Source organism: Streptomyces sp. NPDC004561 (assembly GCF_053602155.1).
This window is the reverse complement of sequence record NZ_JBSGDB010000227.1, coordinates 1-13,627: the sequence shown is the minus strand read 5'-3', so window position 1 is coordinate 13,627 and position 13,627 is coordinate 1. Positions and strand designations below refer to the sequence as shown.

Below are 13,627 nucleotides of genomic sequence, written 5' to 3'. Positions count from 1 at the left end.
GCCGCGCAGGGCGGTGGCCGCGCAGGGCGGTGGCCGCGCAGGGCGGTGGCCGCGCGGGGCGGTGGCCGTCGTCGTGCGTCACCGCGTCGATGTCAGTGGGGCGCGGGCCGAGGGGGGCGTCAAGGTTCGCGGGGTCCGTGCCTCATCGGGGAGGGCCGGCCGGTCGGGCCGTCGTCGGAGAGGCCGGGCCCGGTCGGGCGCTAGGCGCAGGGGGCGCCTCCGAACGGGCTGCTCTCGTTGCCGTTTTCCGGTAACACCTCCTCCCGGGCGGCCAGCTTCCGCAGCATCTCGCGGACGCGGTCGCGGGACTCGTCGGCCGCGTCGATGGCCTCCATGCACTGCCAGTACGTCGTCTCGTCCGCCGCCGCGCTGGCCATGCCGACCAGGGCTATGCCGACCTCGCCGAGCAGGCCGCCGAGGCAGAGCAGGGTCTCGCGGGCGTCGTCCAGCGCGGTGAGCTGGGCGGCACGCAGATCGCCGGGGTCCAGTTCGGGCGGGTCCAGGACCCCGCAGCCCCGGCCCGCCAGCTCGGTCAGGCCGAGCGCCTCGCCGCGCAGCTCCGGCGGACCGGAGACCGCGAGGCGACTGCCGATCGCCTGGGCCAGGGCCTGTGCCTGCCACACCTCCGCCATGAGTTCGGGCGTGTCCGCGCCGTGCGCCAGCGCACGCCTGCTCGTGAAGATGAGCCGTATCGCGTCCATCCGTCGCCCCCGTCCATCCGCGTGCCGGTCAGCACGTCTGCCTGAACTCCCTTGTCCACTACCCAGAGTGAGGGTCTGTGGGACGAAAAGCCAGAGCAAGACGGAAATCTGTGGACAACAATTCGGATTCGGAGGGTGATTCGACTCCGTAGAGTGATAACGGAGTGAATCGCTCCGCCCGTTGGGGCCGCCTCCGGTTCCGGGGCGTCAGGGCGTCTCCTCCGGTCCCGGGATCGGGAAGCGCCGCTCGTTGCGGTCGATCTTGGCGTCCAGGGCGGCCAGCGGATCGATGCCGAGCACCTCGCAGAGCTGCAGCAGGTAGGCCAGGACGTCGGCGACCTCGTCCGTCACGCGGTGCGCGATACCGGGGTCGTCCATCACCCGGGCGGACTCCTCCGGGGTCAGCCACTGGAAGATCTCGACGAGTTCGGAGGCCTCCACGCTGAGGGCGGCGACGAGGTTCTTGGGCGTGTGGTAGGGCTGCCAGTTCCGCGCGGCCGCGAACTCGGCCAGTCTGCGCTGGAGTCGGGGCAGGTCGGGGTGGTGTTCCGTCACGGGTTCAGGTGTACCACTGTGACGCCCTCGGTTCCCGTGGCCCAGGAGGCGTCGTTCACCGCGGCCACGCAGCGGATGTGCCCGCGCTCGCCCATCCGGGCCGCCAGGCGCAGCAGCGCCCCGCGCTGGCCCGGGTCGAGCCCGCGGTCGAAGCCGTCGGCGAGCACGGTGAGGGTGCGCAGCGCGTCCGGCACCTCGCCCGGAGCGTCCAGGTCCAGGACACCGGGTCCGGTCAGCAGCACCAGCGTCAGCGCGAGGTAGCGAAGTTCGCCGTCGCCGAGCCGGGCCACTTCGGTGCGGAAACCGTCGCCGCGGTCGAGCAGCGCCCGGATCGTGCCGTCGGCCTGCGGCTCGGCGACCAGGTCGGCCACCGGACCGGCGCAGCCCGTGCGCAGCGCCTCGACCAGCAGGCCGTGGCGGCGGGCGCACTCGGCGCGGGTGCGCCACAGGACGTCGGCGAGGTTGTCGCAGCCGGGCATCAGCCGGCCGGAGCCCGTGGGGACGGGGGCGCGCATGCAGTCGGGGCGCGGGTCGCAGGAGAAGACCGAGCGCAGGGCGACGACCATCTGCTCGGCCGCGGCCAGCACTTGGCGCTGTCCGTCCGTCTTGCCGGCCACCCGGAGCGGCAGCAGGGCGGTGCCGAGGCGGTCGTCGGGGAGGGGGGCGCGTGTCACGGGCGCGGTGCCCGCGGTGTGCCAGGCTGCCTGCACGGTGCGGCGTCCCGGGTCGCGCAGGGCGGTCTCCAGCAGGACGACCCCGCCCGCGGTCAGCCGTTCGCCCACGATCCGCAGCTGCGGCTCGGCCTGTACGGCGATGTCCAGCCGGACGGGGCCCTCGGCGCCGTCGGCCGTGCACCCGATCCGGAAGCCCCGCCGCCCCTCGGCGTCCGCGCGGGCCCGCTCCGGCACACAGCCGGCCGGGTCCGGGAACGCCTCCACGAGCGGGGCTCCGCCGCCGAGCCGGGCGAGCGCCTCGTACGCCGCGAGCGCGGTCGTCTTGCCCGTGCCGCTCGGCCCCGCGAACACCGTGACGGCCCCCAGGGGGAATCCGGCCCGCCGGTGCCCCGCGAAGGCCGACAGCCGTAACTCGGTGATCCGGGCGCGTACGTCGACGGGCCCGCGTGAGCGCGCGGGAACGGCACCGGCGTCCGCCGAAGACTCGGGTACGGCTGCGGCGGAAACGTCGGTCGCCGGGGGCTCTGCGGACACGGGAGACACGGCCATGTCCGGACCGTAGGGCTCCGCCCACCCGGCGAACCGTTTTCCCGCCGGGACCTTCCTACGATCGGGGGGCCGTACCTCCGCAGACGAAACGCAGCACCACTCGAACGAGTGACACGCCGACTCGCCCCGGCACTTGAAGGACCAAGGCCCCGACGCAGCGACCACCCCGACCCGGCACCCCGGACGCCCAAGCCCCGACTCGGCGGACGACCCGACGAAGGCACATCGGGCCCCTCGCCCCACGCCTCAGGCGACCGGGCCCGCCGCCAGGGACACCCCGCCACGCGGCCGAGCCACCCAGAAGCACCCGGTACGGACACCCAGCCCCCTGGGCGCTCGCCACCCGACCGAAGCACCTCGGCCGCCCGCTCCAGCACCTCAGACGACCAGGCCCGAACCCTCAGGCGCCCCTCCACCGGCCAAAGCACCCCGGTCACCCAGCCCAGCGCCCCAGGCGACCAGGGCCCGGCACGGCACCTCGGACGACCGGGCCCGAACCTCGCGGCCGCTCGGCCACCCGACCAAAGCACCTCGGGCCCCGGGCCCACCACGCCAGACGCCGGTGCCCGGCACCTCTCGACAACCAGGCTCAGCCCCCCGGACACCCCGCCACCCGACCGAAGCACCCCGGGCCACCCAGCCCAGCGCCCCCAAGCGACCAGACCTGGCACTCTCGGACAGACTCAGCCCCCGGGACTCCCCGCCACCCGACCAGGACACCTGGAACCACCCAGCACGGACACCTAGACCCGCCGCGCAACCGCCGGAGGCCCCCGCGCAACCGCCGGAGGCCCCCGTTCAGCCGCCGGAGGCGCCCGCGCGCTCCATCAGGTCGCTTACCTCCGTGCCGGGCGGGGTGAGCAGGAACACATTGCGGTCGACGCGGTGCATCCCGCTGCCCAGACCGAAGACCACGCCCGTGCTGAAGTCGAGGACGCGCTTGGCGACCTCGTTCTCCGCGCCGGACAGGTCGAGCAGGACCGGCGCCCCGGCCATGAGGGTCTCGGCGACCTCGCGGGCGTCCGCGAAGACGTTGACCCGCAGGACCACGAACCGGCGCCGGGTCTCGGTCTCGGCGTCCGGCAGCGAGCGGTGGTTCACCGCGGACGGCCACGCGTCCCGGCCCCGCAACGGCACGACCTGGGCGAGCCCTTCCCACTGTTCATCGGTGACGTCGTAACGGCTCACCGGCTCCCCCCGACCTGACTAGCGCTCCATGCCTGCACCAGCCAATTCTTACGCCAAGTCACCCGTTCGGCCCAACAGCGACACGGTGTGCGACCGACACGATCACGGCTCTCCCGCCGGACCATGGGGAACATTTACGAACACGCCCCGCTCTTACCTCTCTCATGCCAGATTCTTCACTTCCGGCCATGAACCGCTCACATGCCGCCGATAGCGTCCCGGACCGTGCAGTTGGCAGAAACACAGCAGGTGACACCCGGCCGGCGGACGCAGTCGGCGCTGACCGCCGTCCTGGGAACGCGCGCGGAGGCCCCCGGGAGCCCCGCGCAGTGGCACCGGGTGCTGACGCTGCTCGCCGACGTGAGCCTCTTCATCGGCACCCGCTCGGTGTGGACCCAGGCCGCCACGCACCGGCTGGTCCTCGCCGGGATCATCTCCGTCTGCTACGCCGCGATCCTGGTGACGGGCGTGCTCACCCTGACGGTCCGCCGGGCGCGCTCACTGGCCCGCCTGGACGTGGTCGTGCTGCTGACCGCGATCGCCCTCACGCTGTGCACGTGGGCGCTGAACCACGCCGGCGGCGACGAGGCGGTCCTCACCACCCAGGCCGCGAAGGAACTGGTGCACGGGCACACCGTGTACGGGCAGCAGTGGCCGTGGCTGTTCCACATCAAGGGTGTCGCGCTGACGGCGACGATAGACGGCGGGTACGACTTCACCTACGGCTATCCCCCGCTGGCGCCCCTGCTCACGGTGCCGTTCCTGGGACTGGGCCACGGCGGCCTCCCCGCGACGGCGGCGGCGACGTTCGCGCTGATCGTGGGCGCGGTGGTGCTGTGGCGGCTGCTGCCGGGCCCGTGGCGCTCGGCGGCGACCATGATCTGCCTGGGCTTCAGCTTCCTGCCGATGTACGCCCGTCAGGGCTACCCCGCGATCGTCGCCCTGACGCTGCTGCTGCCGGTCGTGGTCCACTGGCCCCGGCTCGGCGCGCGCGGCAGGCTCGGCGCGGCCGGGATCGCGCGGGCCGCGTGCCTCGGGGCCGCGTGCGCGACACAGCAGCTGCCGTGGTTCGTGACGCCGTTCCTGCTGGCCGGGGTCTACGCGGTGCGCCGCGGCGAGCTGGGCGGCCGGGAGGCCGCCCGGGTGGTGCTGCGGATCTCCGGGATCGCGGCGCTGACCTGGCTGCTGATCAACGCGTACTTCATCGTGAGCGAGCCCGGCCCGTGGCTGCAGGGCATCGCGCTGCCGCTGACCCAGGGCGCTGTGCTGCACGGCCAGGGCCTGGTGGACATCTCCCTGTACTTCACCCACGGCAGCGACCGGCTCGACTGGTACGGCCACGCGAGCGTGCTGCTGGCCGCGGCCCTGTTGGGACTGTTCGTGCTGTTCGTCCGGCGGCTCGGCCCGGCCGCCACCGTGCTGCCCTGGTGCGCCTTCTTCCTGGCGACCCGCTCGCAGGACGGCTACTACCTGATGATGACCCCGCTGTGGCTCGCGGCGGCCGTCACCGCTCCGCTGTCGGAGTTCACGCACGCCTGGCAGCCCCGGCCCCACTGGCTGACCGGTACGCGCCGCCGGCCCGCCCTGGTCGCGGCCGTGGTGCTGCTGGTGGCGCCCGCGCTGGTGAGCGCGACCCTCGCGGTCTCGGGCCGGCCGCCGCTGCGGATGGACATCACGGCGGTGCGGCGCGCCTCGGCGCACTCGGTGTCCACGCTGACCGTGAAGGTCACCAACACCGGGGGCGAGGCGCTCACCCCGCACTACATGCTCACCACCGGCCAGGGCATGAACCGGTACTGGTCGCTCGCGCACGGCCCGGCCTCGATTCCCGCGCACGGCACGGCGACCGTCGTGCTGCGGGCGCCGTCCGGCAGGTTCCCGGTGCCGACGAAGAACAGCACCCGGCTGCGGCTGCGCGCCTTCACTGAGTCCCCGCAGACCCTCTCCACCCGGGACGTACGACCGGACGAACTGGGCATCAAGGGCTGAGCGGGCGGCTCACGCCTGCTCGCGCGTGAAGCGCAGCCCGGCCGTCACCGTGGTCAGGCCGCGCATCATGCCCAGCTGGTTCCAGCCCATGCCGAACTGCTCGCGGTCCACGCTGAACTCGGTCGCCAGGGTGAGCGCCCCGTCCGTCGCGTCGGTCAGGCGCGCGGTGACGGACAGGGGCCGGGACACGCCCCGCACGGTCAGCTGACCGGTGACGCGCACCTGGTCGCCGTCGAGGCGGTCGGCGTCGCGCACGGCGAAGGTGATCTCCGGGTGGTTCCCGGCGTCGAAGAAGTCGGCCGAGCGCAGATGCGTGTCCCGCTTGGCGTGCCCGGTGTCCAGGGACGCCGCGTCCAGGGTGACGGTGCCGGTGGCCGAGCCGTCGGGCCGGACCTCGCCCGAGCCGCCGACGGTGGCGAAGGCGCCCTTCACGGTGACCAGGCCCCAGAAGGTCCGGTGCCGCAGTTCCACGGCGGACGCGGTCGCGTCGAGCTGCCAGCGGCCTGTTTCCACGGCGACGGTCATGGTGGTGCTCCCCAAAGGTATGGTTCAAATTTGGATGACCCCACGCTAGCCGCTCATCCAAAATTGGACAACCTCCTCGTCCACTGGCGAACGACTCTCCCGTCCAAAATTGGACGACGGGTAGACTTCCGTCATGTCCGCCTCCGCCGAACACCCCGCCGACCAGCCCGAATGCCCGTTCTCCCGGAGCGGTGGCGGGCTGCTGCCGGACGAACTGCGGGCCTGGATGGTCCTGCTGGCCGCGACCGGCGCGGTGGAGCAGCGGCTGCGGTCGGTGGTGAAGGAGAACCTCGACGTCTCGCACGACGAGTTCCTGATCCTGTGCCTGCTGGCGGAACAGCCGCGTACCGGACTGCGCATGACCCGGATCGCCGACCTCCTCGGCCGCCCCAAGACCCGCCTCACCTACCAGATCGCCTGTCTGCAGCGGACCGGTCTGGTCACCCGCACGTCGGTGTGCGGCGACAAGCGGGGCGTGGAGGTCGCGCTCACCGAGAAGGCCCGCGAACTGCTGCGCGAGACGTCGGCCCTGCTCGCCCGCGCCGTCCGCCAGGCCCTCGCCGACTCCATGGGCGCCGACCAGCGCGCGGCCATGTGCGCACTGGTGCCGGACCTGGAGAACGAGCCCTCGGACGACTGAGAGGCCCAGGTCACAACCACAAGGGGAGAAACCTCACAGCCCTTGTGCGCCAACCATGTGAGCGCCCTGCCCTAGCATCCGAGCATGACGGTCCTGCCTGACGACGGGCTCTCACTGGCCGCCGAGTTCCCTGACGCGACACACGAGCAGTGGCAACACCTGGTGGAGGGTGTGCTGCGCAAGTCGGGCAAGGAAGTCTCGGGCACGGCAGCTGAGGACGCTCTGTCCACGACGCTGGAGGACGGGCTGCGCACCCGGCCCCTCTACACCGCGCGCGACGCCGCGCCCGACCCCGGCCTGCCGGGCTTCGCCCCGTATCTGCGGGGCAGCCGCCCCGAAGGCGGCATCGCGAGCGGCTGGGACGTACGGCAGCGCCACGCGGCCCTCGCGGAGAACGCCGCGCTGGGCGACCTGGAGAACGGCGGCACCTCCCTGTGGCTGGTGCTGGGCGAGGGCGGCATCCCGGTCGCCGAGCTGGGCCGGGCCCTGGAGGGCGTGTACCTGGACCTGGCGCCGGTCGTCCTGGACGCCGGCCGGGACACCGCCGAGGCGGCCGAGGCCCTGCTGCGGCTGTACGAGGAGAAGGGCGTCGACCCGAAGGCGGCGCGTGGCAACCTGGGCGCGGACCCGCTCGGGTACGAGGCCCGTACCGGCACGGCGCTGGACTTCGCGCCGTTCGCCGCCCTGGCCGCGCGCTGCGCCGAGCAGTACCCGGGGGTGCGCGCGCTGACCGTGGACGCGCTGCCGTACCACGAGGCGGGCGGCTCGGCCGCGCAGGAGCTCGGCGCCTCGCTCGCCACCGGCGTGGCCTATCTGCGCGGGCTGGCCGAGGCCGGCCTCGGCGTCGACCGGGCCGCCGCCCAGCTGGAGTTCCGCTACGCGGCCACCGCCGACCAGTTCCTGACCATCGCCAAGCTGCGCGCCGCGCGCCGGCTGTGGGCGCGGGTCGCCGAGGCCTGCGGGGCACCGGACGCGGGCGCGCAGACCCAGCACGTGGTGACCTCCCCGGTGATGATGACCCGCCGCGACCCGTGGGTGAACATGCTCCGCACGACGGTCGCGACGCTCGCCGCCGGGGTCGGCGGCGCCGACTCCGTGACGGTGCTGCCGTTCGACCACGCGCTCGGCCTGCCCGATGCGTTCGCCCGGCGCATCGCCCGCAACACCTCCACCATCCTGATCGAGGAGTCCCACCTGGCCCGGGTCATCGACCCGGCCGGCGGCTCCTGGTACGTCGAGCGGCTGACCGACGAACTCGCCCAGGCGGCCTGGGAGTTCTTCCGGTCCGTCGAGCGCGACCGCGGCCAGGCGGCCGTACTGCGCTCCGGCCGGCTGCGCACGGACCTGGCGACGACCTGGGCGGAGCGCTCCAAGCGGCTCGCCAAGCGCCGCGAACCCGTCACCGGGGTCAGCGAGTTCCCGCTGCTGTCCGAGAAGCCGGTGGAGCGGGAGCCCGCGCCCGAGCCGCCCTCCGGCGGGCTGCCGCGCGTGCGCCGCGACGAGGCCTACGAGGAACTGCGGGCCCGCTCCGACGCCCACCTGGCGGCGACCGGCTCCCGCCCGCGCGTCTTCCTCGCCACGCTGGGCTCGGCCGCCGAGTACACCGCGCGCGCCACCTTCGCCGCCAACCTCTTCCAGGCGGGCGGCGTCGAGCCCGTCACCGAGGGCCGCTTCGAGGACAGCGGCGCCACCGAGGCCGTGCTGTGCTCCAGCGACGCGTTCTACGCGGAGCAGGCCGAGCAAGCCGCCCGGTCGCTGCGCGCGGCCGGTGCCCGGCACGTGTTCCTGGCGGGCCGGGGCGAGCACGCCGGCATCGACTCGTACGTCTTCGCGGGCTGCGACGCCATCGACGTGCTGTCCGCGACCCTCGACCGCATGGGAGTGTCCTGATGGGAATCCCCGACTTCTCCGGCATCGAGCTGGGGACCCCGTCCGCCGACGGCGGCGCCGAGGAGTGGCGCGCGGCCGTCAAGCGGGCGACCGGGGCCGAGGAGCCGCTGTGGGAGACCCCGGAGGGCATCGGGGTCAAGCCGCTGTACACCGGCCGTGACCTGGAGGGCCTGGACTTCCTCGGCACCTACCCGGGCGTCGCGCCGTATCTGCGCGGCCCGTACCCGACGATGTACGTCAACCAGCCCTGGACCATCCGCCAGTACGCGGGCTTCTCCACCGCCGAGGAGTCCAACGCCTTCTACCGGCGCAACCTGGCGGCGGGCCAGAAGGGCCTGTCGGTCGCCTTCGACCTGCCCACGCACCGGGGTTACGACAGCGACCACCCGCGCGTGACCGGTGACGTCGGCATGGCGGGCGTGGCCATCGACTCGATCTACGACATGCGGCAGCTGTTCGACGGGATCCCCCTCGACCGGATGACCGTGTCGATGACGATGAACGGCGCCGTGCTGCCGGTGCTGGCGCTGTACATCGTGGCGGCGGAGGAGCAGGGCGTACCGCCCGAGAAGCTGGCCGGAACCATTCAGAACGACATTCTGAAGGAGTTCATGGTCCGGAACACCTACATCTACCCGCCGAAGCCGTCGATGCGGATCATCTCCGACATCTTCGCGTACACCTCGCAGCGGATGCCCCGCTACAACTCCATCTCCATCTCGGGCTACCACATCCAGGAGGCGGGCGCTACGGCCGACCTGGAGCTGGCGTACACCCTCGCCGACGGCGTGGAGTACATCCGGGCGGGCCGGGAGGCGGGCCTGGACGTGGACGCGTTCGCGCCCCGGCTGTCGTTCTTCTGGGCGATCGGCATGAACTTCTTCATGGAGGTCGCCAAGCTGCGGGCGGCGCGGCTGCTGTGGGCCAAGCTGGTCTCCCGGTTCGAGCCGCAGAACACCAAGTCGCTGTCCCTGCGGACCCATTCGCAGACCTCCGGCTGGTCGCTGACCGCGCAGGACGTGTTCAACAACGTCACGCGCACCTGCGTGGAGGCGATGGCGGCGACCCAGGGCCACACCCAGTCGCTGCACACCAACGCCCTCGACGAGGCCCTCGCCCTGCCGACCGACTTCTCGGCGCGGATCGCCCGCAACACCCAGCTGCTCATCCAGCAGGAGTCGGGCACCACCCGGACCATCGACCCGTGGGGCGGCAGCGCCTACGTGGAGCGGCTGACGTACGACCTCGCGCGCAAGGCATGGGCGCACATCCAGGAGGTCGAGCAGGCCGGCGGCATGGCGCAGGCCATCGACGCGGGCATCCCCAAGCTCCGGGTGGAGGAGGCGGCGGCCCGCACGCAGGCCCGTATCGACTCCGGGCGCCAGCCGGTGATCGGCGTCAACAAGTACCGGGTGGACAGCGACGAGCAGATCGAGGTCCTGAAGGTCGACAACTCCTCCGTGCGCGCGCAGCAGATCGAGAAGCTGCGGCGGCTGCGGGCGGAGCGCGACGAGCAGGTCTGCCGGGACGCGCTGGACGCGCTGACCCGGGCCGCCGACGGCGGGGAGAACCTGCTGGAGCTGGCGGTCCGCGCGGCCCGCGCCAAGGCGACCGTCGGTGAGATCTCCGACGCCCTGGAGAAGGTGTACGGCCGGCACGCGAGCCAGATCCGTACGATCTCCGGGGTGTACCGCAACGAAGCAGGGGAGTCCCCGTCCGTGGACCGCACCCGCGCCCTGGTCGACGCCTTCGAGGAGGCCGAGGGGCGCCGGCCGCGCATCCTGGTCGCCAAGATGGGCCAGGACGGCCACGACCGCGGCCAGAAGGTGATCGCCACCGGCTTCGCCGACCTCGGCTTCGACGTCGACGTCGGCCCGCTGTTCCAGACCCCGGAGGAGGTCGCCCGCCAGGCGGTCGAGGCGGACGTCCACGTGGTCGGCGTGTCCTCGCTGGCCGCCGGTCACCTCACGCTCGTACCGGCGCTGCGGGAGAAGCTCGCCGAGGAGGGCCGGGAGGACATCATGGTCGTGGTCGGCGGGGTGATCCCGCCGCAGGACGTGCCGACCCTGCTGGAGATGGGCGCCACGACGGTGTTCGGGCCCGGGACGGTGATCCCGGACGCGGCGTACGACCTGGTGAAGCGGCTGTCGGCCGACCTCGGCCACGATCTGTAGAGCCGCGATGGCAGCGATCGATCTCGACACGTATGTGAAGGGTGTGCTCGACGGCAGGCGGGCCCTGGTGGCCCGCGCCATCACGCTCGTCGAGTCCACCCGGCCGCCGCACCGGGCGCTGGCGCAGGAGTTGCTCACCGAGCTGCTCCCGCACAGCGGCCGGGCCCGGCGGATCGGCGTCAGCGGGGTGCCCGGGGTGGGCAAGTCGACGTTCATCGACGCGTTCGGCACCATGCTGACCTCGCTGGGCCACCGGGTCGCCGTGCTCGCCGTCGACCCCTCCTCCACCCGCACCGGCGGCTCGATCCTGGGCGACAAGACCCGGATGGAACGGCTCGCGGTCGACCCGAACGCCTTCGTCCGGCCCTCCCCCAGCGCGGGGACGCTGGGCGGGGTCGCGAAGGCCACCCGGGAGTCGATGGTGGTGATGGAGGCGGCGGGCTACGACGTGATCCTCGTGGAGACCGTCGGCGTGGGCCAGTCGGAGACGGCGGTCGCGGACATGGTCGACTCCTTCCTGCTGCTGACCCTGGCCCGCACCGGCGACCAGTTGCAGGGCATCAAGAAGGGCGTCCTGGAGCTGGCCGACGTGATCACCGTCAACAAGGCGGACGGACCGCACGAGCGGGACGCGCGGGCCGCGGCCCGGGAGCTGGCGGGCGCGCTGCGGCTGATGCACGGCAAGGACGCCTTCTGGACTCCCCCGGTGCTGCACTGCAGCGCCCGCGAGTCGACGGGTCTGGACACCGTGTGGGAGCGGCTGGAGCGGCATCGCGCCCTGCTGGACTCCACCGGACGGCTCACCGCCAAGCGACGGGACCAGCAGGTCGACTGGGCCTGGGCGATGGTCCGTGACGAGCTGCTCGGCCGGCTGCACGCCGACCCCGCGGTGCGCGAGGCGGCTCCGGACCTCGAACGGCAGGTCAGGGAGGGCCGGTTGACCGCGACACTGGCGGCGGAACGCATCCTGGCGGCCTTCGAGGGGCGTACGGCCGGACCGTGAGCCGCTGGTTGGCTAGTTCAGCCCGCCGCGTTCGCAGATGCGGCGGGCCACGTCCCGGAGCTTGACGTTGTGGTCCTGGGAGTAGCGGCGCAGCACGTCGAAGGCCTGGTCCTCGGTGAGGTCGTGGGTGCCCATGAGGATGCCCATGGCCTCGCCGATGACGTGCCGGGTCTCGACGGCCTGCGCCAGCTGGGAGTGGGTGCGGGCGCTGGAGAAGGCGACCGCGGCGTGCGAGGCCAGCAGCCAGCCGGCCGTCTCACCGGCCTCGGTGAACACCCCCGGGCTGCGCGAGTAGAGGTTCAGCGCGCCGAGGTCCTCTTCCTCGGTGTAGAGCAGGAAGCCCATCATGCTGCCGAGGCCCAGCTCGCGGCCCGCGCTCACATAGGCGGGCCAGTTCGGGTGCACCTCGCGGAAGTCGGCGATCCGGAACACCCGCTCGTCGTTCTGGTGGCGGGCGACGTCGTAGCAGGGGCCCTGGTGGAGCCGCGCCTGGAGCTGGTCGCTGTCGATCACGACCTGGCCGGTCGGGGCGAGGGTCTGCACCCCCTTGTTGTGCAGGATGAGGATGCCGGCCGCGTCGCAGCCGGGGACGAGCTCGGTCGCGGAGTGCGTGATCCGGTCCAGGGTGGCGGTCACCGTCTCCTGCGCCAGCAGGTCGCGCGCCAGTCCCGCCAGCTGCTCGGCGAACATCCGCCAGTCCATCGTGGCCCTCCGTCCCGTCGGCCGCTCACCGGATCACCTGCCCCTTCCCCACGATCGCATCCCTGTCCGCCGCCCCGCGCGCCGGACACACGCGGGGTCCCGGGCAGTACGCCCCACCGGTTCCGGGGCCGCCTCGGGCTCCTGCCCGGAGGCTCCTGCCCGGTCACCGGCGCCGGGCCCTCGGCGCCGGGACGAGGCCGGCGGGTGCGCCCGGGGCCCGGTCGCCCGCCGGTCCGGTCGTGGCGCGACGCACGGCGCGGAAGGCGGCGACCGGCGACGGGAGCGACACCGCCACGGCCACCGTCCGGTCAGCCCGGGTGTTCCGGCAGCACCAGGCGGAACGTGGCACCGGTGAGGGCGCGGCTGTCGGTCTCGATCACCTCGATGTCGGCGTCGACGGACGGCGTGGCCCAGGCCCGAAGGAAGCTCTGCACCCGGTGCAGGCCCGCGCCCCTGCCCTCGCCCCGGGTGGTCCAGGCCTGCCCGAAGATCCGCGCCGGTCTGGCCCTGGCCCTCTCCGGCAGCCCCGGCCCGCTGTCCCGCACCACCATCAGCACCTCGGGGCTGTCCAGCTCCACCAGGACCTGGATCACCCCGTCCTGCCCGCCCAGGGCCTCGGCCGCGTTCTCCATCACCTCGTAGAGGACCGCGCGCAGGACGGGCTCGGGCACCGCCACCCGCAGGCCGGGCGGGCAGCGCACGTCGAGGCGAACCCCCGGATGGGCCTCCTCGCACTCCGTCTGCAACGACCCGAGCACCGCCGCCGGCTCCGCGTCCTGCCCCGCCCAGGCGGCGCCGGCCTCCTCGATGTCCTGCTCGCGCAACTGGCGTTCGGCCTCGGCGGCCAGCTCCTCGTCGGCCGCTGCGTCCACGCCCGCCGCCCGGGCGTCGCGCCAGCGTGCGTGGACCGGCACGGTCGCGAAGCGGTTGAGGTGCCAGGCCGAGGAGACGTCGCACCGCTCCTCCCGGGCGAGCGCCAGGCTGCCGAGCAGGACGGTCAGCTGCTGGTCGGCCTCGGCGCGCAGGGTGCGGGTGAT

At 73.3% G+C, this 13,627-nt stretch carries 12 protein-coding genes; 5 read left to right on the top strand and 7 right to left on the bottom strand.

Translation table 11 applies throughout. The features are described 5' to 3' along the window. Positions 1-200: 200 nt before the first annotated feature. From ACWEN3_RS26440 to ACWEN3_RS26425, 4 genes are all read right to left on the bottom strand, one after another. Positions 201-701, bottom strand: coding sequence for a DUF6099 family protein (locus tag ACWEN3_RS26440; RefSeq protein WP_452975709.1), 501 nt, complete (start codon positions 699-701; stop codon positions 201-203). A gap of 207 nt (positions 702-908) precedes the next feature. Continuing rightward, positions 909-1,256, bottom strand: a complete 348-nt coding sequence (locus ACWEN3_RS26435) for a nucleotide pyrophosphohydrolase (protein WP_452975707.1) — start codon at positions 1,254-1,256, stop codon at positions 909-911. Further along, positions 1,253-2,479 (bottom strand): AAA family ATPase, encoded by a 1,227-nt coding sequence (locus ACWEN3_RS26430; protein ID WP_452975705.1) that lies wholly within the window; start codon positions 2,477-2,479, stop codon positions 1,253-1,255. The genes ACWEN3_RS26435 and ACWEN3_RS26430 overlap by 4 nt, the downstream gene beginning before the upstream one ends. A gap of 798 nt (positions 2,480-3,277) precedes the next feature. Continuing rightward, positions 3,278-3,667 carry a cell division protein SepF gene (locus tag ACWEN3_RS26425; RefSeq protein ID WP_452975703.1) on the bottom strand — a complete coding sequence of 130 codons (390 nt, stop codon included), beginning with the start codon at positions 3,665-3,667 and terminating at the stop codon, positions 3,278-3,280. 201 nt (positions 3,668-3,868) lie between these two features. On the opposite strand from ACWEN3_RS26425, the gene ACWEN3_RS26420 reads away from it, so the two are divergent. Continuing rightward, a complete protein-coding gene (locus ACWEN3_RS26420; protein ID WP_452975701.1) occupies positions 3,869-5,656 on the top strand; it encodes a hypothetical protein in 1,788 nt (595 codons plus the stop codon). A gap of 9 nt (positions 5,657-5,665) precedes the next feature. On the opposite strand, the gene ACWEN3_RS26415 is transcribed toward ACWEN3_RS26420, so the two are convergent. Then, the gene (locus tag ACWEN3_RS26415) at positions 5,666-6,181 is read right to left on the bottom strand and encodes a YceI family protein (RefSeq protein WP_452975699.1); all 516 of its coding nucleotides are present in this window, start codon (positions 6,179-6,181) and stop codon (positions 5,666-5,668) included. A 133-nt stretch (positions 6,182-6,314) separates the two neighbouring features. On the opposite strand from ACWEN3_RS26415, the gene ACWEN3_RS26410 reads away from it, so the two are divergent. From ACWEN3_RS26410 to meaB, 4 genes are all read left to right on the top strand, one after another. Next, entirely contained in the window at positions 6,315-6,821 is a 507-nt protein-coding gene (locus tag ACWEN3_RS26410; protein ID WP_452975697.1) for a MarR family winged helix-turn-helix transcriptional regulator, read from the top strand. 84 nt (positions 6,822-6,905) lie between these two features. After that, positions 6,906-8,711, top strand: coding sequence for a methylmalonyl-CoA mutase family protein (locus ACWEN3_RS26405; protein WP_452975695.1), 1,806 nt, complete (start codon positions 6,906-6,908; stop codon positions 8,709-8,711). Continuing rightward, positions 8,711-10,885, top strand: coding sequence for a methylmalonyl-CoA mutase (gene scpA, locus ACWEN3_RS26400; RefSeq protein WP_452975693.1), 2,175 nt, complete (start codon positions 8,711-8,713; stop codon positions 10,883-10,885). Before ACWEN3_RS26405 ends, scpA begins: the two co-directional genes overlap by 1 nt. Before the next feature lie 7 nt (positions 10,886-10,892). Continuing rightward, positions 10,893-11,888 carry a methylmalonyl Co-A mutase-associated GTPase MeaB gene (gene meaB / locus ACWEN3_RS26395; RefSeq protein WP_452975691.1) on the top strand — a complete coding sequence of 332 codons (996 nt, stop codon included), beginning with the start codon at positions 10,893-10,895 and terminating at the stop codon, positions 11,886-11,888. Between the two features lie 12 nt (positions 11,889-11,900). Here the strand turns inward: meaB and ACWEN3_RS26390 are convergent, their stop codons facing one another. Together ACWEN3_RS26390 and ACWEN3_RS26385 are read right to left on the bottom strand one after the other, a co-directional pair. Further along, positions 11,901-12,590: a GAF and ANTAR domain-containing protein gene (locus ACWEN3_RS26390; RefSeq protein ID WP_452975690.1), complete on the bottom strand. Its 690-nt coding sequence runs from the start codon at positions 12,588-12,590 to the stop codon at positions 11,901-11,903. A gap of 308 nt (positions 12,591-12,898) precedes the next feature. Continuing rightward, positions 12,899-13,627: ATP-binding protein (locus ACWEN3_RS26385; protein ID WP_452975687.1), on the bottom strand; the 729-nt coding region annotated here is incomplete at its 5' end.